This window comes from Vibrio sp. S457-15 (genome assembly GCF_000960545.1).
Taxonomy (GTDB): Bacteria; Pseudomonadota; Gammaproteobacteria; order Enterobacterales; family Vibrionaceae; genus Vibrio; species Vibrio parahaemolyticus.
The window spans coordinates 1-19,806 of record NZ_JYOQ01000126.1 but is presented as its reverse complement, the minus strand read 5'-3'; the positions used below and the strand labels follow the sequence as shown (position 1 = coordinate 19,806).

General features: G+C 44.9%; 16 protein-coding genes and 1 tRNA gene. 11 read left to right on the top strand and 6 right to left on the bottom strand.

The features are described from left to right. Nucleotides 1–143: 143 nt before the first annotated feature. The 3 genes from UF05_RS13325 to pepA all read right to left on the bottom strand — a co-directional run bounded on the left by UF05_RS13325 (nt 144) and on the right by pepA (nt 5,169). Entirely contained in the window at nt 144–3,002 is a 2,859-nt protein-coding gene (locus UF05_RS13325) for a valine--tRNA ligase (protein WP_045544934.1), read from the bottom strand. Between the two features lie 94 nt (nt 3,003–3,096). Further along, nucleotides 3,097–3,546 (bottom strand): DNA polymerase III subunit chi, encoded by a 450-nt coding sequence (locus UF05_RS13320; protein WP_005497325.1) that lies wholly within the window; start codon nt 3,544–3,546, stop codon nt 3,097–3,099. A 114-nt stretch (nt 3,547–3,660) separates the two neighbouring features. After that, nucleotides 3,661–5,169 carry a leucyl aminopeptidase gene (gene pepA / locus UF05_RS13315; protein WP_005461107.1) on the bottom strand — a complete coding sequence of 503 codons (1,509 nt, stop codon included), beginning with the start codon at nt 5,167–5,169 and terminating at the stop codon, nt 3,661–3,663. A gap of 201 nt (nt 5,170–5,370) precedes the next feature. Here pepA and lptF point away from each other — a divergent pair, with 201 nt between their 5' ends. Together lptF and lptG are read left to right on the top strand one after the other, a co-directional pair. Continuing rightward, complete coding sequence (lptF, locus tag UF05_RS13310) at nt 5,371–6,471, top strand: LPS export ABC transporter permease LptF (protein WP_005461105.1); 1,101 nt, start codon at nt 5,371–5,373, stop codon at nt 6,469–6,471. Between the two features lie 3 nt (nt 6,472–6,474). Then, nucleotides 6,475–7,545: an LPS export ABC transporter permease LptG gene (gene lptG / locus UF05_RS13305; RefSeq protein ID WP_005461103.1), complete on the top strand. Its 1,071-nt coding sequence runs from the start codon at nt 6,475–6,477 to the stop codon at nt 7,543–7,545. A 49-nt stretch (nt 7,546–7,594) separates the two neighbouring features. Here the strand turns inward: lptG and UF05_RS13300 are convergent, their stop codons facing one another. Together UF05_RS13300 and UF05_RS13295 are read right to left on the bottom strand one after the other, a co-directional pair. Beyond that, a complete protein-coding gene (locus tag UF05_RS13300; protein WP_045544935.1) occupies nt 7,595–8,074 on the bottom strand; it encodes an RDD family protein in 480 nt (159 codons plus the stop codon). 182 nt (nt 8,075–8,256) lie between these two features. Beyond that, nucleotides 8,257–9,525 (bottom strand): DUF2254 domain-containing protein, encoded by a 1,269-nt coding sequence (locus tag UF05_RS13295; RefSeq protein WP_045544936.1) that lies wholly within the window; start codon nt 9,523–9,525, stop codon nt 8,257–8,259. A gap of 303 nt (nt 9,526–9,828) precedes the next feature. Here UF05_RS13295 and UF05_RS13290 point away from each other — a divergent pair, with 303 nt between their 5' ends. After that, nucleotides 9,829–10,494: an SDR family oxidoreductase gene (locus UF05_RS13290; protein WP_020841306.1), complete on the top strand. Its 666-nt coding sequence runs from the start codon at nt 9,829–9,831 to the stop codon at nt 10,492–10,494. Between the two features lie 190 nt (nt 10,495–10,684). Continuing rightward, a tRNA-Leu gene (locus UF05_RS13285) sits at nt 10,685–10,769 on the top strand. Between the two features lie 303 nt (nt 10,770–11,072). Here the strand turns inward: UF05_RS13285 and cod are convergent. Next, nucleotides 11,073–12,356 carry a chitin oligosaccharide deacetylase gene (gene cod, locus UF05_RS13280; protein ID WP_020841301.1) on the bottom strand — a complete coding sequence of 428 codons (1,284 nt, stop codon included), beginning with the start codon at nt 12,354–12,356 and terminating at the stop codon, nt 11,073–11,075. 247 nt (nt 12,357–12,603) lie between these two features. On the opposite strand from cod, the gene UF05_RS13275 reads away from it, so the two are divergent. From UF05_RS13275 to UF05_RS13245, 7 genes are all read left to right on the top strand, one after another. Continuing rightward, nucleotides 12,604–12,909 (top strand): PTS sugar transporter subunit IIB, encoded by a 306-nt coding sequence (locus tag UF05_RS13275; RefSeq protein ID WP_005478850.1) that lies wholly within the window; start codon nt 12,604–12,606, stop codon nt 12,907–12,909. Between the two features lie 86 nt (nt 12,910–12,995). Beyond that, on the top strand, nt 12,996–14,330 hold the full coding sequence (locus UF05_RS13270; RefSeq protein ID WP_005478832.1) for a PTS sugar transporter subunit IIC: 1,335 nt from the start codon (nt 12,996–12,998) through the stop codon (nt 14,328–14,330). 49 nt (nt 14,331–14,379) lie between these two features. Continuing rightward, nucleotides 14,380–14,691, top strand: coding sequence for a PTS lactose/cellobiose transporter subunit IIA (locus UF05_RS13265; RefSeq protein WP_005461092.1), 312 nt, complete (start codon nt 14,380–14,382; stop codon nt 14,689–14,691). A gap of 10 nt (nt 14,692–14,701) precedes the next feature. Then, entirely contained in the window at nt 14,702–16,024 is a 1,323-nt protein-coding gene (locus UF05_RS13260; RefSeq protein ID WP_045544937.1) for a 6-phospho-beta-glucosidase, read from the top strand. A gap of 18 nt (nt 16,025–16,042) precedes the next feature. Beyond that, nucleotides 16,043–16,798, top strand: a complete 756-nt coding sequence (gene chbG, locus UF05_RS13255) for a chitin disaccharide deacetylase (RefSeq protein ID WP_005461089.1) — start codon at nt 16,043–16,045, stop codon at nt 16,796–16,798. A gap of 105 nt (nt 16,799–16,903) precedes the next feature. Next, on the top strand, nt 16,904–17,914 hold the full coding sequence (locus UF05_RS13250) for a LacI family DNA-binding transcriptional regulator (protein ID WP_045544938.1): 1,011 nt from the start codon (nt 16,904–16,906) through the stop codon (nt 17,912–17,914). Between the two features lie 148 nt (nt 17,915–18,062). Further along, nucleotides 18,063–19,316 carry an HD-GYP domain-containing protein gene (locus tag UF05_RS13245; RefSeq protein WP_005497344.1) on the top strand — a complete coding sequence of 418 codons (1,254 nt, stop codon included), beginning with the start codon at nt 18,063–18,065 and terminating at the stop codon, nt 19,314–19,316. Nucleotides 19,317–19,806: the final 490 nt, after the last annotated feature.

Here is a 19,806-nt window from a genome sequence, read left to right as displayed (position 1 = left end):
GGTGGTGGATATTAATTTGATAGGTAAAAACTATCGATAGGAGGTTTTTACTGAATGGACTGATACAAAAAAGGTTGGCCATTATGACCAACCTTTCTGATTTTAAGAGCAGAAGCGTTTCGCTTCTAGTCCAACGCTAACGATTAAAGAGCTGCGATGGTTTTCTTTTGCTCTTCCAGCTTCGCTAGTGTTTCTTTGTAGCCTTCAAGCTTCTCACGCTCTTTAGCAACAACTGCTTCAGGTGCTTTCGCAACGAAGCCTTCGTTACCTAGTTTGCCTTCAATACGCTTGATTTCGCCGTGAGTCTTCTTGATTTCGCCATCAAGACGAGCAAGTTCTGCATCTTTGTCGATCAGACCCGCCATTGGGATCATCAGCTCAGACTTAGCAACCAATGCTGTTGCACACGCTGGCGTTTCTTCGTCAGCTGCAAGCACGCGTACAGATTCAAGCTTCGCTAGAGACATCAGTACTTGCTTGTTTGCTTCTAGACGCGCTGCATCTTCTGCGTTTGCTGCTTTCAGCATCACTTCAAGCGGCTTACCTGGGTTGATGTCGTATTCAGCACGTAGGTTACGGATGCTAGTGATGAACGCTTTCACCCATTCGATATCGTCTAGCGCTTCTTGGTTGAAGTTTGCTTCGTCGAATTGAGGTAGTGCTTGAAGCATAATCGTCTCGCCTTCAACACCGTCTACTAGTGGCTTGATGCTTTGCCAAATAGTTTCTGTGATGTAAGGAATCACTGGGTGAGCCAGACGCAGTGTCTTCTCAAGAACCGTGATTAGCGTGCGACGAGTACCGCGTTGCTGTGCTTCTGTGCCTTTCCATAGAACCGGTTTCGTTAGCTCTAGGTACCAGTCACAGAATTGGTTCCAGATGAATTCGTAAAGCGTGTTAGATGCCATATCTAGACGGAAGTTGTCGATATGGTTGTTGAACGCTTTCGCCGCTAGTTCAAACTGAGACTCGATCCACTTGTCCGCTAGTGAGTATTCAATCTCACCACCGTTGAAGCCACAATCTTGCTCTTCTGTGTTCATCATTACGTAACGGCTTGCGTTCCATAGTTTGTTACAGAAGTTACGGTAACCTTCAAGGCGCTTCATATCCCAGTTGATATCGCGACCTGTTGATGCCATTGCTGCAAGCGTGAAACGCAGTGCGTCTGTACCGTATGCTTCGATACCGTTTTCAAACGTCTTACGAGTATTCTTCTCGATCTTCTTCGCTAGCTGAGGTTGCATCATGTTGCCAGTACGCTTCTCTACTAGAGACTCTAGGTCGATACCATCGATCATGTCGATTGGGTCAAGCACGTTACCTTTCGACTTAGACATCTTGTCGCCGTTTTCGTCACGGATTAGACCAGTAACGTAAACCGTTTTAAATGGTACTTGTGGTTTGCCGTTTTCGTCTTTCACGAAGTGCATGGTCATCATGATCATGCGCGCAACCCAGAAGAAAATGATGTCGAAACCAGTTACTAGTACGTCTGAAGGGTGGAATACTTTCAGATCGTCAGTTTGCTCTGGCCAACCTTGAGTGCCGAACGTCCATAGTGCAGAAGAGAACCAGGTATCCAGTACGTCTTCGTCTTGGTGCAGTTCAATGACTGACTCTAGGTTGTTGTTCTTACGAACTTCTTCTTCAGTGCGACCTACGTAAACATTACCTTGGTTGTCGTACCAAGCTGGGATGCGGTGACCCCACCATAGCTGACGAGAGATACACCAGTCTTGAACGTCACGCATCCAAGAGAAGTACATGTTTTCGTACTGCTTAGGAACGAATTGGATGTCGCCGTTTTCTACTGCTTCAACTGCTGTTTTCGCTAGAGGCGCAGTACGTACGTACCATTGGTCAGTTAGCATTGGTTCGATAACCACGCCACCACGGTCGCCGTAAGGTACTTGTAGATCGTGATCTTTCACTTCTTCAAGCAGGCCTAGCTCGTCAAACTCAGCAACGATAGCTTTACGTGCAGCAAAACGTTCCATGCCGTGGTACTTAGCAGGAAGTTCGGTTGAGTAAGCGTCGCTTGGCTCGCCGTTTGTGTTGAATACTTCAGCCGCACCGCGAATGTTTGCGTCAAACGTCAGAATGTTGATCATTGGTAGCTGGTGGCGCTTACCAACTTCGTAGTCATTGAAGTCGTGCGCAGGTGTGATTTTCACACAGCCAGTACCTTTTTCCATATCAGCGTGCTCATCGCCCACGATTGGGATGCGACGTTCTACGAGTGGAAGGATGATTTCTTTACCGATAAGATCTTTGTAACGTGGATCTTCTGGGTTAACCGCAACACCAGTATCGCCTAGCATGGTCTCTGGACGAGTGGTCGCAACAACGATGTAGTCTTTGCCATCTGCTGTTTTAACGCCATCTGCTAGCGGGTAGCGGAAGTGCCACATGTGGCCTTTAGTGTCTTTGTTTTCTACTTCTAGATCTGAGATTGCGGTGTGTAGCTTAGGATCCCAGTTAACCAGACGCTTACCGCGGTAGATTAGATCGTCTTCGTATAGACGAACGAAAACTTCTTGAACGGCGTTAGAAAGACCATCGTCCATCGTGAAGCGTTCACGATCCCAGTCTACCGATGCACCAAGACGACGAAGCTGCTTAGTGATTGTGCCGCCTGATTCGCCTTTCCATTCCCAGATTTTGTCGATGAAAGCATCACGACCGTAATCGTGCTTAGTTTTGCCTTCTTCTGCTGCGATCTTACGCTCAACAACCATCTGAGTAGCGATACCTGCGTGGTCAGTACCTACTTGCCAAAGGGTGTTTTTACCCTTCATACGTTCACAACGGATAAGCGTATCCATGATCGTATCTTGGAACGCGTGGCCCATGTGTAGGCTACCAGTGACGTTCGGTGGCGGGATCATGATGCTGTATGATTCTTTAGTAGTGTCACCGTGTGGCTTAAAGTAGCCTTTCTCTTCCCAAGTCTGATACAGAGCTTGTTCGATTGAAGTTGGGTTGTATGTCTTTTCCATAGCGCTCTTTAAATGGATACGTTGATGGTTGAATCTTAGTCAATCTCTATAAGTGAACTCTCTAAAGAGAGAGCTTAACTATAAGGATTGACTGCTAAGGATATTGAATTTCGATCGTTTGCAGCTGGTAGCCTGCTTGTCGGTAAATTTTATATCTTTCCCTTGCGAGCTGTTTAGCTTTTTCTTCGCAAGGCACGAAGTCTACCACTTGAGCAAACTTGTTCGCAAAGGTTGTCTCATTTTCCGCCAAATTAATTACCAGTTGACGATTCCAAGATGGTTTCACACCATCGTGGCCGATTTCAATATTGGTGGCGTATTTCGGTCCTTCGCCAACGAGATTATGTGCCATGAACTGGTCTGCATCAATTTGCCAGAAAGCTTCAGCAAGCTGTTCGGCATGCGGTTTATCTTGGCAGTTTAGGTACACTTTAGCGCCTTGGCGTGCGAAATGCTGCGCCAAAAAAACGATGTACTCTTCAAAGCCAGCCGTCGTTGCTTGCGGGCTCTCTTCGTTAATGATGTAGAAGGTCGCAGTTTGCATCATTCTCTCACTTGCCTTGGTCTCATCCTAAGACCATCTTAAAGCCCATTTTCAATGAAGAAAATCGGGGTAATAAAAAAGGGCCTTGCGGCCCTTTTCGATTTTGTTCAGAAATTACTCTTCTGTCTCTTGGCCGCTGCGGTTCAAAAGGAATTGGACAAGCATTGAGACAGGACGGCCCGTTGAGCCTTTCGCTGCGCCTGACTTCCACGCAGTTCCTGCGATATCAATGTGTGCCCAGTTGTACTTTTTCGCAAACTTAGACAGGAAACAACCCGCAGTGATAGTGCCACCAGGGCGACCACCAATGTTTGCCATATCAGCAAATGGGCTCTTCAACTGTTCGTGGTACTCATCCGCCATTGGTAGACGCCACGCGCGGTCACTTGATTGCTCAGATGCGTTTACAAGTTCGTGCGCCAGTGGGTTGTGGTTCGATAGAACGCCACTGATGTGGTGACCAAGTGCGATAACACAAGCGCCTGTTAGCGTTGCTACGTCAACAACACAGTCTGGTTCGAAACGCTCTACGTAAGTCAGTGCATCACACAGAACCAAACGGCCCTCTGCGTCAGTATTTAGTACTTCAACAGTTTGACCTGACATTGTGGTCAGGATGTCACCTGGACGGTAAGCGTTGCTGCCTGGCATGTTTTCACAGCCTGCTAGAACACCAATTACATTGATTGGTAGGTTTAGCTTCGCTAGCGCTTTCATTGTACCGAATACCGATGCCGCACCACACATGTCGTACTTCATCTCATCCATACCTTCGCCCGGTTTCAATGAGATACCGCCTGAATCGAAGGTTAGACCTTTACCTACAAGCACGATAGGTTTTGCATCTGAGTCAGGGTTACCCTTGTACTCGATGATAGACATCATAGATTCGTTCTTCGAACCACGACCTACCGCTAGGTAAGATGTCATGCCCAGTTTTTCCATCTCTTGCTCACCAATGATCTTGGTGGTTACGCTTTCGTAATCGTCCGCTAGACGACGAGCTTGAGAGGCAAGATAAGCTGGGTTGGCTACGTTTGGTGGCATGTTGCCAAGGTCTTTCGATGCTTTTACACCAGACGCAATGGCTAGACCGTGGGTGATTGCTTTTTCACCTAGGCTCAATTCACGACGCGTTGGTACGTTGAAAACAAGTTTACGCAGTGGGCGGCGAGTTTCAGGTTTAACGCTCTTGAATTGGTTGAATGTGTATAGACCATCTTTCGTCGCTTCTACTGCCTGGCGAACTTTCCAGTAAGTATCGCGACCTTTAACGTGCAGTTCTGTTAGGAAACATACGGCTTCCATTGAACCTGTTTCGTTAAGTGTGCTGATCGTCTTTTGAATGATTTCCTTGTACTGGCGCTCGCCAAGCTCACGTTCCTTACCGCAACCGACAAGTAAAACGCGCTCTGACAAAACACCTGGTACTTGATGCAGTAGCAGCATCTGACCAGGTTTACCCTCTAGATCACCACGGCGAAGTAGTGAACTGATGTAACCGTCACTGATTTTATCAAGTTGCTCGGCTACTGGAGAAAGGCGACGTGGTTCAAACACACCAACAACGATACATGCGCTACGTTGTTTCTCTGGACTGCCACTTTTAACACTGAACTCCATGCGTACTCCTACATCCTGAAGACAAATTGCTCTAAATGTTAGATAATGATCGCTTACTTGTTGAATTTTAGCTCCGAGCTTACATTTAGAGCTGATTTAAGCGACTAACATTTAGTTTATAATTTTTAAAAAAATAAATGGTTCAACGGGAAACTATAGTGATTCGACCAAAAAAACAAGTTTTGTATAGGTAATTTCAGCGTGATTATTGTTAGATATTTGATCCGCGAAACACTCAAGAGTCAATTTGCGATTTTTTTCGTACTTTTTTTGGTGTTTGTGAGCCAGAAGTTCATCAGTGTTCTCGCTGACGCTTCTGACGGGGATATTCCTGCTGGATTGATTTTCTCTATTGTTGGTTTGAACATGCCAGCAATGGGTTTATTGATGCTGCCATTGAGTTTGTACATCGGCATATTGATCACTTTTGGTCGTCTCTATGCAGAAAGCGAAATTGTCGTGATGAATGCGACGGGGATCGGCAACAAGTTCCTAGTGCAAGCTGCACTTTACTTGGCGTTGATCACCTCTGGTGTGGCTGCGTTTAATGCACTTTGGTTATCACCTTGGTCTCAAGACCGAGTGGAGCACCTTTACGAACAAGTCGCGGCGGAAAATAGCGTCGACTTACTTAAAAAGGGTCAGTTCCAAGGTACGCCAGACGGTTCATCCGTGGTGTTCATTGACGATATTAAGGACAGTACGCTTAGTAACGTGTTTGTCGCGCAAATGCGTCCACGAGATTCGGTTCTACCTAGCGTGATGTTCTCTTCTTCTGGTGAAGTAAAAGAACTGTCAGATGGCCGTCAGGTTATTACGATGCAAGAAGGTACACGCTATGAAGGTGTGCCAACTCGCGTGGAGTATATGATCACCAAATTTGATGAATATGAAGGGGTGATCGGGCAGCGTGAAGTCAAACAGAAAGGTCGTGACTGGGAAGCTTACCCAACGGCGGATTTGATTGGCCACCCGGATCCTGAAGCGCAAGCGGAGCTGCAATGGCGTATTTCTCTGTTTGTATGTATTCCATTGCTCACGATGCTTGTGATTCCTTTGTCTGCGGTGAACCCTCGTCAAGGGCGCTTTGCCAAAATGGGCCCGGCGATTCTGATTTACTTGGCATACTTCCTTGCGATTAGTGCGACAAAATCGGCATTGGAAGATGGTGCGATTCCTGCGGCGATTGGCATGTGGCCTATTAATGCGATGTTGCTGATTGTCGCGATCATGGCCAATATGATGGACAGTGTTCCAGCTCGACGAATGAAAGAAAAATTCCGTAAGAAGAGGCTCGCGTAAGCTGTGTTCAAAATCTTAGACCTTTACATCGGCAGAACCATCATTTCTACCACAGCCTTGGTTCTGGCAACGTTTGTTGGCCTATCGGGTATCATCAAATACGTGGAACAGCTACGAAAAGTGGGGCGTGGTGTGTATGACCTGACGCACGCTTTGTATTTCGTTTTGTTGAGCGTGCCTCGTGACGTTGAAATGTTTTTCCCAATGGCAGCATTGCTGGGTGCGCTGATTGGTTTGGGTATGCTGGCGTCAAGCTCTGAGCTTGTGGTCATGCAAGCGGCGGGTTTCTCCAAGCTGGATATCGGTTTGTCAGTGCTAAAAACGGCCGTTCCATTGATGCTTATCGTGATGACTTTAGGTCAATGGGGGGCTCCAGAAGCTCAGAAAATGGCGCGTGATTTGCGATCTTTTGCATTGTCTGGCGGCAGCATCGTTTCGGTTCGTGCTGGGGTTTGGGCTCGTGATGCCAACGACTTCATCTTCATCGGTAAAGTGGAAGATGACAAGTTGTATGCGTTGAACATGTGGCGCTTTGATGATGACAAGAACTTAGAAAAAGTTATCTTCGCTGAAGAAGTGGATTACCAACAAGATAACAATTGGTTGATGCGTGACGTACAAATCACCAACATGCAAGACGAAAATGTGATTTCCAAACAAGAGATGGATCAAATGGAATGGCACACGTCGTTGGCTCCTGACAAGCTAGCCGTGGTGACAGTAAAACCAGAAGAGCTCTCTCTGAGCGGTTTGTATGATTACGTGACGTATTTGAAAGCATCAGAGCAAGATGCTTCACGTTACGAACTCGCATTTTGGCGTAAACTGACGCAGCCTTTGTCGATTGCCGTAATGATGCTGATGGCGTTGTCTTTCGTCTTTGGTCCGTTGCGAAGTGTAACAATGGGGGCGAGAGTTTTATCTGGCGTTGTGGCTGGTTTCACTTTCTATATCTCCAGTGAGTTCTTCGGGCCATTGACTCTGGTGTATGGCATACCGCCGATATTTGGTGCCTTAGCCCCGAGCTTAGCTTTTTTGGCGATTGCGGTGGCGTTGCTGAGAAGAAAGCTATAATCAAAGAAAAAGGAAGGCGCTATGCCTTCCTTTTTTGTTTCTCTGCGATTTATTTTGCTTTTGGCAAAAACACCACTTCAGTTTTTGCCCATATATCGTGGAAACCACGTTTTTGCGGGTCAATTGGCACGGTTAAGTTCGCAAGACCAAAGCCTGATGTCGCAAGGCGGATTAATGCTTGAGTAGCCGTAATTGGAGCGCCGTCTTTCGCGTTTCGAATTTGTATTTTCCAAGCGCGCATGCCTAGGGTTTGACCTGCTCGCGTCCAGAAAAAGACGAAGAAGTAAATCCAGACTACCGCCAGATAAAGTGTGAATATCGGACTCAACACCGGGTGTTTCCCTAACATATCTGCGGCATCCACATATTCTCCGTAGCTCAGCAAGCCTGCTGCATTCAAAGCAAACACCACTGCTATTACGACACCCGCCGCCATCATCTCAATGGCTAAGACAATTAGTGTGTCATAAAACAAAGCGGCCAATCGACGGAAAAATCCCGCTGGTGGAAGAGTTGTAGAAGTAGTCATAATTCCATCACTTACCTTAAAAATTGTGCGTCAGGATATAGATTCCGCCTGTCTGTGAAAAGAGAGCTGACGCACAGACTCTCCAATTACGGCCAAATCTAAGAGACTTTTCACGAAGGATGATGGCTACGCATACGCATGTTTGAGGCGTGTGCTTAAAACGCTGCTGATTGAATGGATCGTCAGCGCCGTGTTTTGGGATCAGTTACCTGGTTCGAAAGTTGCGCAAGTTGATGCTTTTCATCTTCAGTAAAATGTTGGGTCAACGTGAGTTCTAATGCTTTCTCTGACAGCTTGGTTGCTGGAGAGCTAAACAGCTTGGGATACATACTAGACAGGGCTAGTAATGCCTTTTGCAGGCGAACCTGAACTTGCAGTTGAGCTGCCCCATCATGAGCTATCGGCAAAAAGACATCATCGAATAAATCTTGGCAGTTTAACGAGGGCACAAACAATCTTGGGAAGCGAGTTTTGGTCGGCTGTTGGCTAATAAGTTCTCCCCAAAGTGAAAGCGCCCGAATCGAACGTCCCAGAACATCAATCGCAGTACCATTATCATTAACGGCAGGAGAGAGGGCCCTAGAGGCTATTTCTGCAAGTACAACTAAGCCAAAGCGAGGATCTTGGTCATAGGATCGCTCAGTTCGGATCGTGAACGCTGCCGTTACCTCACTTTCTTCTGCTAATTCGCCACAGATCCAAGCCAATGGTTGACCAAGATAAACAAAACTCCCTGGCTGCCTCTCAATATAGATAGTGGATTGAGAGGCTTTAGCAATACTATCTAGATGGTGCATATCAATATGTTGTAAGTAACCAATTTCTTGGCTGACAATCGGTTTGCTTCCTCTCGGCTTGTGTTCTGGATGACTCCAAGGAAATGCACCCAGCCAAGGCTCACAGCCTCGTTTTCGAATCGCACTTAATAGTGCTTGTTCCACATTTGAGGTGGTTTCCGAGACTCTACCAAGTACAGATAGGTGCTGAATCCAGCGAAGTAGAGTCAGGATGATCATAATGATCACCACCATGGTTACGATGAACAAATAGATCTGTGCCTGCTCGTGATAGGCGCCAATGCCAAGTGCGATGATGCCTACCAAACTAAACAAGAATGAGCCAAGAAAAGTCGCCAGAGCATTTTGCGTTGTGCTGTCTTCCATCAATAGCTTGGTAGCTCTAGGAGTGACCCCTGCACTGGCCGCGCTGTACGCTGAAACCATAATGTTGAGTGAAAACGTCGTCACCGCCAGCATCGACGTCGCGAGAATATTCAATATGTTATTCAGCAGCTCATTACTGACATTGATGGTGGGAGGCAGGGTAATAAATTTATTTAAAACAATAGAGATCAGGGCGGTTACAACAGCAAGTAAGGCAAAAAGTGATGTTCGAACCCACAGTTTGCGTGTCATTTGTTTAAGCAGCCACTGCCATTTGGAGCCGGTCATTCTCATGTGCCTCTTATCTTTAGTGAGAAAGTCGATAGGAAATTCAAAACGTTATTCTTTGTTTAAGCATAGGTGAAATTTCCGGGTTCTCTTTGTGCTTGATGGGCTTCGTGATCAAGGTACTGGTATCCGAACCATTGGATAGTTTTGAAAACTATTGGGCATATTTAGAAGTTAACGAGCGTTAAAATCAGAAAGTCTTGCTGCTTCAAAGAATGGCGTTCGTAAGATGTGAATCAGCCTATATTCCGTTACCTTAATTGGTACACACATTAGAAAGCACTTTTACGAACGAGGTAGAAAATGATTGTAATCACAGGTGCAAGTAGCGGCTTAGGGGCGGAGTTGGCCAAGCTTTATGATGCGGAAGGGAAAGCCACTTATCTGACTGGCCGAAGTGAGAGTAAGCTCTCTACAGTCACAAACTGTTTATCGAACAATGTTGGCTATCGAGCTTGTGATCTCGCGTCCCATCAAGAAGTAGAACAATTGTTTGAACAGTTAGATTCTATTCCGAGCACGGTGGTTCACAGTGCAGGCAGTGGATACTTTGGGCCGTTAGAAAAGCAAGATCCAGATCAGATTCAAACCTTAATAGAGAACAATCTCAGCTCAGCGATTAACGTGCTTCGGGAGTTGGTTAAGCGATACAAGGATCAGCCTGTTAATGTAGTGATGATCATGTCTACTGCGGCTCAGCAGCCCAAAGCTCAAGAATCCACATATTGCGCTGTGAAATGGGCAGTCAAAGGATTGATTGAATCGGTTCGTCTGGAGCTGAAAGGTAAGCCAATGAAGATTATTGCCGTGTATCCGGGAGGAATGGCGACGGAGTTTTGGGAAACCAGTGGTAAGAGCTTGGATACGAGTAGCTTTATGAGCGCAGAAGAAGCAGCATTAATGATACATGGTTCGCTAGCTAACATTGGCAACGGCTACGTTTCTGATATTACAGTGAATCGACAGTAAATCTTTTCTGAACTAGAGAATTTTGCGCGATTTTTTTGTGAAGATGAATTTGATTTTTTCCTCTGAGCTTAGCTTTGTCACACTTTGTGGCGAAATTATCAGCAAACGATAGTTATTTAAGGTTTTTCTGCTTGCGCAGGTCAAAAGCTTCCGTATAATGCCAACCATCAAAGGGCAATAGCCCAGAGATGCCGGTGTGGTGAAATTGGTATACACGACGGATTCAAAATCCGTTGCCTTCGGGCGTGGCGGTTCAAGTCCGCCCACCGGTACCATATTCCAAGACAGAGCCTCGACGAAAGTCGGGGCTTTGTTGTTTCTGGCGTTTGTTAATTCAAATCCAGCGTGGTGTCAGGAGTGCCTGCCCAGTTGGATGCAAGTCCAGTCACCTCACTTATCAGTACCATATATAGAAAGGTCGCTTTTATAGCGGCCTTTCGTCGTTTGGGGTGTTTATGTGCTTAGATTTACGTGTGTTTGGAGATTCGAGTTGAATACCGATTTGCCGCGTTTCAAAAGAAAAAAGCGCGAGGGGTATGCCTCGCGCAAACTACTACATGATGATAGTAGGGAACAGCTTATAGAGCTGTGAACAAGGTGTTCTGTGAGTTCGGAGTCCAGTCTGCTTGAGATACGTGCGGTACATTAACTAGGTAACGCAAACCTTGATAAGTCACCACATCGCCTTGTTTGTATGAAACATTCTGAGTCCAATTAGTTGCTGGATCCGCATTCGTCCACAAGCTAGATGTTGGTGATGGCGCCCAATCTTGTTGCGCTGTATGGCTTGTTACTGCTTGATATACCGTACCGAGGTGTAGAACGTAGTCGCCGGCGCTGTAGTTGTTACCAACTTGCCAGTTCGGTGTGTAGTTATCCATGGTATCGAAGACATAACCAGCCTGTTTGGCTAGCTGGATAAACTTCGCGAGCTTCGGTAGGTTTTGAGTTGCACCCATGCCACGTTTACCGTCTTCAAACAGGAACTCGTGAGTTAGCACAATAACTTTATCAGCATGCAAAGGTGTACCACATGGGAACTCTTGCGCTTTGGAGTTGATAGGGTTAATTGTCGTAGGTGCACAAGTATTTAGCGCGGAGTCGACATACCCAAGGAATGGTTCAGCTTCTGTAAGGCTGTTTGCTGGCATCGCAATGCCCCAGTTTTCAGGGGCCCAATCCACATCCCAACCGTGAGTTTGATAGCCATTATTCGCTAGGATATTTTGAACCGCGATGGCTGCTTTTACACTGTTGGATGGGTTTGCCGTATCACATGAATAGCCAGGCTCCCAAGGTTTTAGATCATCGGACGTGGCACATAAGCCGTCTGCTTTGAAGTCTTTAGTGACGCGCCAACCATTGGTATACGGCAAACGAGCAAACTCATTCGCTTTATAGTTTGGGTAGCTCGTAATGTTCGGCAAATATTTTTCTAGTACTGACAAGTTTTCTGCAAACATCGAGGCATCGTAGGCTGGATCTTGATAAGAGTTGATCTGGTGATCACCCGTTGCATTACATTCTGCCGCACTGTTTGGGCCAAATTCTTCAACACAGTTGTGAACCATATGGTCATAACTGTGGTTTGCGACGATGTGGCCGCTATCCAACGCCAGTTTTAGTGCCTCTAACGCTCTGTCTTCGTTTTCATCACCAATACCATCTAGATGCCACGCATTAAAGTAAAACGTCGCTTTTACTTCTTCTTGATTTAGCACATTTATGACGTCAATTGAGGCGTTGATTGGGCCATCATCAAACGTCAGATAAATGGTTCCTTTGGTGTCAGTTTGGGCAAATGCATATTGAGATAGAGCGGCACTTACAAGCGTTGCAATAGCTAGTTTATTTAATTTCATTTTCGATTCCTTTTCGAAATTAATAATGACGTTGTCAGTAGTAATATATTGATAGTTGTAAATGTAAATTCGTAATCTTCCTTAATTCTCTGACTTTTATCCTAGACCTAAATAATTATTAAAAAATAGACCTTATTTTCTAAAGTGAGATTCTGTTCACGAATAACGCAACCGGTTGCGCTTTTTTGTGCTGATTATTTTTGCTACAGTTTTTGCAGGTTGAAATTTACACAACGGGAGTAAGGCTATGAAAAAGATCCTTTTATGCTGTAGCGCAGGGATGTCGACCAGTATGCTTGTTAAAAAAATGGAGCAAGCTGCTGAAATTAAAGGAATTGAATGCAAAATTGATGCGATGTCAGTGAATGCATTTGAAGAGGCGATTAAAGAGTATGACGTTTGTTTACTAGGTCCTCAGGTACGTTTTCAACTGGAAGAGTTAAGAAAAACAGCGCAAGAGTACGGAAAAAATATCGATGCGATATCTCCCCAAGCATATGGAATGATGAAAGGGGACGAAGTTCTAGAACAAGCATTAGAATTAATTAACTAAGCCAATAATTTGAAATAAAAGAAAATTGTTCATCAAATATAAATATTTGATGCGGGATTATTTTGTCTGAAATAAGGATGGACTCTATGAAGCTTTATGACGCGATTATAGGAACAGTCGAAAAGCATATAGCCCCTATCGCTGCAAAAGTGGGTAATCAACCCCACGTTCGCGCAATGAGAGATGGTTTTATTGTCGCTATGCCGTTTATCATCGTGGGCAGTTTCATTTTGATTTTTGCATTTCCACCATTTGCTGAAGATACGACGTTTACCTTTGGTCGTCTTTGGCTCGACTTTGCTACCACTCACTTTGACACCATTATGATGCCTTTCAATATGTCGATGGGGATCATGACCATCTTTGTGTCGCTCGGTGTCGCCTACAGTCTGGCGAAAGCGTACAAAATGGATGGGATCACTAGCGCGGTTTTATCTTTAATGTGTTTCTTGCTGGTGGCTGCACCAGCTCAAGATGGCTCGTTAGCGATGAAACACATGGGCGGTACAGGGATCTTCACTGCAGTAATGTGTGCCTTCTTTGCTGTTGAGCTGTATCGATTTATGAAAAAGCACAACATCACGATTCGCATGCCAGAGCAGGTGCCACCTGCGATCGCGCGTTCTTTCGAGGTGTTACTGCCTGTTCTAGCTGTGTTTGTCACGCTTTATCCATTAAGCATCTTCGTTCAAACCCAATACGACATGTTGATTCCTGATGCAGTTATGGCGATGTTCAAGCCATTAATCAGCGCATCAAATACTTTGCCTGCCATCATTGGTGCACTACTCATGTGTCAATTACTTTGGTTTGCAGGGATTCATGGTGCCGCGATTGTGGTTGGCCTTCTATCGCCAATTTTCCTAACAAACATCAGTGGAAACATCGACGCATTTGTTGCTGGGCAGCCTGTTCCGAATATCTTCACTCAGCCGTTCTGGGATTTCTATATCTTCATTGGTGGTTCTGGTGCGACGTTAGCTTTGGTGCTACTCATGTCATTTAGCCGATCTGTTCACTTAAAGAGTATCGGCCGAATGAGTGCGGTTCCTGGCTTCTTCCAAATTAATGAACCAGTGATTTTTGGTAGCCCAATCGTAATGAACCCAACATTGTTCATCCCATTTGTTTTTGCTCCAGTAATTAACGCAACGATTGCTTACTTTGCTGTGCATCTTGGCTTCGTAGGTATGGGGGTGGCTACTACGCCATGGACGACGCCGGCAATTATTGGTGCGTCTTGGGGAAGCGGCTGGACGTTTTCTCCGGTACTGCTCGTAGTGGGTCTGTTGATTCTTGACCTTCTTATCTACTTCCCATTCTTCAAAATGTTTGAGAAGCAAATGCTTGAGCAAGAACTACCAACAACCAAAGAAACGAAACAGGCAGAACAACCTGCTGGTGAAGGCGTAACCGCTTAATTATGAATGGGCTGTTTTACCAAGCAGCCCATATTTCTGGAGAGAGAAAATGGAACAAGAACTGGTTGTAATGGAAATCATCTGTAATGCGGGTGAAGCCAGAAGTTTAAGTTATGAAGCACTTCGTTTGGCGAGAGAGCAAAAATTTGAAGCAGCAGAAGAGAAATTGTTGCAAGCCAGAGAGTGCATTAACAAGGCGCATTTAATTCAGACGCAATTGATCGAAGAAGATCAGGGGGAAGGCAAAGTGCCGATGACTCTGGTTATGGTGCACGCTCAAGATCATTTAATGACAACGATTCTAGCGCAAGAAATGGCTGTTGAGATTGTCGCTTTGAACAAGCAACTCGCGAATAAGTAAGGAAATCATTATGTCTAGAGAGGCGATCAAACTTGCCATTATTGGTGGTGGCAGTAGCTATACCCCGGAATTGGTTGAAGGGGTAATCAAACGCTTGGATTACTTGCCAGTTAAACAGATTCACTTTGTGGACATAGAATCCGGCGCGGAAAAGCTAGAAATCATCAGAGGCTTGGCTCAGCGGATGGTCGATAAAGCGGGCGCGGATATTGAAATTAAAGCGGATTTTGACCGCCGTGCTGCGATCAAAGGCGCTGACTTTGTCATGACTCAATTCCGTGTTGGCGGGCTTGCTGCTCGAGCAAACGATGAAAGAATTCCTATCAAATACGATGTGATCGGACAAGAAACCACAGGCCCTGGCGGATTTGCTAAAGCACTGAGAACCATTCCGGTCATTCTTGATATCTGTAAAGACATTGAAGAGTTGGCGCCAAACGCTTGGATGCTCAACTTTACGAACCCTGCTGGTCTAGTCTCAGAAGCGGTGAGTAAGCATACTAAAGTCAAAAGTATCGGCTTATGTAATGTACCCGTCTCAATGGAAATGATGATTGTAGAGATGATGGATTGCGAGCCTAAAGAGCTACAGTTGGAGTTTGCAGGTCTAAATCATCTGGTCTGGGTACACAAAGCGTGGCTGAAAGGCGAAGACATCACTCAAACCGTCTTAGAGAAAGTCGGAGATGGCGCTAACTTCAGTATGAAGAACATTTGGGAAGAACCGTGGGATCCGGCATTTCTAAAAGCGCTCGGTGCGATTCCTTGTCCTTATCATCGCTATTTTTACCAAACAGACGCTATGTTGGCAGAAGAAAAGCAGAGCGCAGGTGAAAAAGGGACTCGCGCAGAGCAAGTCATGGAAACCGAAAACGCATTGTTTAAGCTCTATCAAGATCCGAACTTAGACCACAAACCGAAAGAGTTGGAAGAGCGAGGGGGAGCGTATTACTCAGATGCGTCACTCAATCTCGTCGACTCTATTTATAACAACCGTAACAGCATTCATGTCGTAAACGTCTTAAACAACGGCGCGATCAATGGTCTACCGGATGACGCCGTGATTGAATGCAGTGCAGTGATTGGTAGTTGGGGAGCAAAACCACTTGCTGTTGGTGAGCTATCAAACAACATCAAAGGACTACTGCATCAAGTGAAAGCTTATGAGCAGTTGACGATAGAAGCCGCTGTTGAAGGTAACTACGACAAAGCATTAATGGCATTAACGAATAATCCTTTGGTGCCAGACATTGGTCGAGCGAAAGCGATATTGGATGAGCTGTTAGCGGTTAATGCGCCTTATTTGCCTCAATTTAAACTTACAGCGTTGTAATACTAAGGAAGAGCGTCAATGAAAGTCATTTTTAATGCGGACGATTTTGGTCTGACTCAAGGTGTTAATAACGGCATTGTAAAGTCCCATCAAGATGGTGTCGTGAAATCGACTACTATGATGGTAGGGATGGATGCCGAGCAGAATGCAATCGAGTTAGCTCATCAAAATCCAGACTTAAAAATTGGCGTACATCTACGGTTTACAGCAGGTGCTCCTCTCACGGAGCACCCAAACTTAACCAATGGTAGAACGCATTTCGTCAAATACAGTGAATTGTGGAACAAGCAAGATTTTGAAGCTCAAGCGGTTTACGATGAAGCTAAAGCTCAAATTGATCACTTCTTGTCACTTGGACTAACGCTCAGCCACCTTGATAGTCATCATCATGCTCATACGCATCCCCAGATTCTTCCTATTGTTCAGAAACTCGCGAAAGAGCACCGCGTGCCACTTCGCGGGAGTGGTATCTGTCACCAACCAATGACGACAAGCTATTTCTTTACCGATGAGTTTTACGATCAAAAGGTAAGTTTGGACGGATTAATGCAACACCTTTTGAGCTTAAAAGAGAATTACGATGTGGTAGAGGTGATGTGTCATCCTGCTTATGCCGACCAGCCCCTTATTATGAAAAGTGGCTATGCTCTGCAAAGAGAGTTAGAGCTACAAGTGCTCACATCTCCCATTCTAAAAGAGCAATTGGCGCAGCATGGTATAGCCGTCACGGATTACTCCGCACTCGTTTCTACCAGCCAAGTTGTAGGTGTATGATTAAGGCTGCCAGATTCGACCCCTATAGTCACCTTACGAATTGCTGGCAGCCATTTTTCGAATAAAAACATTCATTATTTATTAGCAGTTGGATTCATTAGCATTATGGCAAGGATTAAAGATGTCGCCGAACTCGCCGGTGTAAATCGTTCTACCGTTTCTCGCATCATTAATGGGGAAGGAAAGTTTCGTGAAGAAACTAGAAAAAAAGTAGAACAAGCCATGGCGCAATTGAATTACCGTCCAAGTGCGATCGCCCGTTCTCTTGCAACATCGTCAAGTAATATGGTCGGTTTGTTGGTGACTTATTACACCGGTGGATTTTTCGGTGAAATGATGGAGCAAGTGCAAACAGAATTAGACATTCATAAGAAGTTTCTCATCACTGCGCAAGGCCATCATTCTGCTGAAGGAGAGAAAGAAGCGATTCAGCGTTTCAACGATCTTCGTTGCGATGGCTATGTTCTGCATAGTCGCTATTTATCCGATGATGATCTACGTGAGTTAGCAAAACTTCCTACGCCTTTTGTGCTTCTCGATCGTTATGTTGAAGGGATTGAAGAGCGCTGCATTACGTTTAATCACCACCATGCAAGTCGTATCGCTGTTGAGCACTTAATCGCTGGTGGCCATAAAAACATTGGCTGTATTACCGGGCCATCCCTACGTCACAATAGTTTGCTCAGAAAGCTTGGCTATGTTGATGCAATGAAAACAGCGGGCATCGACATTGATGAAAGTTGGTGTGAAGAAGGGAATTACGGCAGACAAAGCGGTTATGATGCGATGGCTTCCATTTTGAAACGTCACCCAGAGGTAACCGCAGTATTTTCATGCAGCGAAGAAATGACGGTTGGGGCGATGCAATATCTTCATGAGCATAAAATTTCGGTGCCGGAGCAAATCTCTTTGACCAGTTTTGACAGTGTAGACCTATGTGAAAGTTTGTACCCGACGGTATCTGCGGTGCATTTCCCTATTAGTGATATGGCGCGAGCAGCTGTGCAAACGTTAATGGGGTTAGTAAAAAAACAGGAACACATAGAAAAACCTGTCTTCGAAGCCAAGCTAAAACTGCGTCATGCGGATCGAGTATTAAAACAAGACTCTGATTGATACTCAGGTATGAGCTTGATTCAAATTATGAACAACACATTGGTCCTTAACGCGAATGACTCGCACTTGTGAGTTCTTATTGATGAATTTATTTACAGAATCTACTACTATTCTTGGTTTATCGTGAAAACTTAATAGTAGTGAAAAAGTGGCAGCAATTAAACTTACAGTGGATCGTATTCAGCCGGGATTACATATCCGCCTTCCGCTAAAGTGGAACGATCACCCCTTCCTACTCAATAGCTTTAAAATTAAAGACCAGGAACAGATCGAGATGATTCGTCATCTCGGTGTGAAGTTCGTATACTTTAATCCAGAACAAAGCGACACCGCACCATTGCCCGTTAATCAAATCCAAACGGACAGCACAACAAGCAATGAATCGTTGGATCTAGAAACGCAAAAACTGTGGCAAGAAAAACAGAAACGAATTGAAAAGCTCAGTGCATATCGTCGACGAGTGATTCAGTGTGAGAAAGAGTTTGAACGCTCACTTGCACGGATGCGATCAGTCATGACGAAAATTCGTAACCGCCCAACTGCCGCTGTCGATGAAGCTCAACTGTTAATAGAAGACATTGTTGAGAAGTTGATGTGCGATGATAACGTCACGCTTCATCTAATGAATGGCAAAAACGAATTTGAAGATATCTATTTCCATTCTCTAAACGTTGCGGTTATTGCCATGATGATTGGGCGTGCGAAAGGGTATTCTGCCAAGCAATTAAAAGAGCTCTCTTTCGCTGCTCTGTTTCATGATATGGGTAAGATCAAAATCCCTACCGCTATATTAAGAAAGCAAGTGCCATTAACCGAGCCAGAAACCAACTACCTAAAGTTACATACTAAATATGGTTTGGATCTCGCGAATCAGATCGAAGGTTTTCCAGAACCAGCTAAAACCGTGATTGCTCAGCATCATGAGTTAAGAGATGGCTCCGGTTATCCTGAGGGTCTTAAAGGGGATGAAATTGATGAATTGGCTCAAATTGTCATAGTGGCAAATGCATTTGATAATTTGTGCCATACACCGATCGCATCAGAACAGAAAATCCCATACACCGCCCTTTCTCATTTATATAAAAACTGTAAACACCTATATAAAGAAGAAAACCTTAATATTCTGATCAAGTTCATGGGCGTCTTCCCTCCTGGCACGGTTGTTCAGTTATCTAATAATATGGTGGGATTGGTCATCTCAGTGAACGCTTCAAACCTGCTATTTCCAAATGTTCTGGTTTACGACCCATCAGTGCCAAGAACTCAAGCTCCCATCATTGAGCTTGCATCGAAAGATTTGAGGATCGTAAATGCGATTCATCCATCTAAATTGCCAGATAAGATAAAAGAGTACCTAAACCCACGCTCGCGAATATCCTATTTCTTCGACAGTGATGAGTAGTTATCCACAGTTTTTTGTGAGTATTCTGTAGAAATGCTGGGTGTTAATTGAGGTGAATTTAGATGTTGAGTGGAAAGTGTCCATTTGGCATGTTTTTTTAGAAAAAATGCATTTTTAGTATTGCTAAAGAAATTCTTCTCCCTATAATGCGCATCCACCGACACGGCAGACGCGATAAGGCTTCAGCAGGGTCGGAGAGGTAAAAAGCTTCTACGAAAAATTAGTTGAAAAAAGTGTTTGACACTAACAACCAAATCGCTAGAATGCACCTCCGCTTTGAGAGAAAAACTTCTCGAAAAGCAAGCTCTTTAACAATATAGACCTATCAATCTGTGTGGGCACTCGTTGATGATAATCCAATTCGATACTTCGGTATCAAATTAGGTTTCAATGAAACGAAGTGACCATTGAATCTTCGGATTCAGCACAGTCAATTCAAACATTACTTTATGTAATGTTCAGTATTCATTGAGCCGAACAAAACTTTAAA